The 1,379-nt window shown below is 54.3% G+C and carries 1 protein-coding gene; it reads right to left on the reverse strand.

Features of this window, described 5'->3' with window-relative positions; all coding sequences use genetic code 11:
• Positions 1 to 1,379, reverse strand: a 1,379-nt coding sequence (locus tag H5T64_13495) for a prolyl oligopeptidase family serine peptidase (protein ID MBC7265347.1), incomplete at both ends; no start/stop codon positions are given.

Raw genomic sequence — 1,379 nt, forward strand, 5'->3', positions numbered from 1 at the left:
CCAGGGCTCGTAGATAGTGATATGGGTGTCATCTGTGCCTGTATATTGGTTCTGACCTTCTTGCAATCGTAACTCCAGCGGCTCACTGACCCCATCATAAGGGTAGATACTATAGCGATAGCGCGCTGCACCGTGCGGGATGGTGAGCACTCCTTCAGATGGCACTGCCGTGCTGAAGGTGAACTCGCCTGTGTCCTCGTTCGTCGCTTCGACGGCGTAGGTAACGTCGGAGTTCAGACCCATGCGCATTAGATCAAAACTGAGTGCACCCGAATACTGGCTGCTACCATAATAGGCGCGCACAACAACGTCAATGCTGTTGTTAGCCGCATTGAAAGATGCGTCCACCTCAGTCCAGTGTGGCTTCGAGATCTCTTGATCCTGTTGCACGCCCAGCCACCAGAAAGTCTTGCTCTGGTCCGTTTTGATTCGCAAGGACGTCGGATCAGCGGGCAATTGATACTGCGATAGGAAGTCGAAATCGTCCTGATGAGCATTGGGCGGGAGCTCGTGTGAGCCCGGAAAAAGCCAAGGGACGGGCTTATCATAGGCCTCGGGCGGGTAGAAAGTGGCCATCTCGTCATAGAACCGGGTAGCCTGGCTGTGGGCTACTGTCGTGTCGCTAAGGCCATGAGTGATGGAAATGGGCATGTATTGCAGGTTACGGGCGTAATGAAAAGCCGAGCGGCGTTCGTATTCGAAGCCCTGCTCACTCGGGGAGCCACCAAGGTCGTATTGCAGGCTGAGCTGCAAGTCAGGGCGTTGCCAATACCAATCGGTGAGATTAAGAGGCCCAGAGTGTTCTACCACCCCGGCGAACACATCAGGGAAACGTCCAGCCAAAACAAGGGCCGAATTAGCCCCGGCAGAAAAACCGACCAGATAAATGCAACGCGGGTCCACATTAAACCGACTCTTGATCTCCGGCAAAAATCTATCCATGATCACATCCTGAACAAGCCGAGAGGGGGTGAAACGCGGGTTATACTTGTAGTTGCCCGGACTTCCATAGGCATAAGTTGGCATATCCACTGCGGCCAGCAACCAACCCCTTCTATTGGCCTCAACCACGTACGCGTTCCCATAAGGCATAGACATCCGATCGGCTCCGCGTCCCTGCAGACACAAAAGCAGGGGGCTGGGCTCCATCCCAGTGTAGCCCACAGGAACCACCACCGTGCCAGTCAATGGAATCCCATTGACATCGGTCCCAAGTCCGATATCCACAGCCCATGGCCCAGTGATGTTGCCCGTCACATGGATACGAGGGTCCCTGATCTTAAACGAATCGTATACGTCTCCCTGATTGGTGGTACTGATCGTATTCCACCCATTGATGAGAACAATGTTGGGATCGAGGCCGTTCTCCCGTTCCAGTG

Source organism: Chloroflexota bacterium, from assembly GCA_014360825.1.
GTDB lineage: Bacteria > Chloroflexota > Anaerolineae > UBA2200 > JACIWT01 > JACIWT01.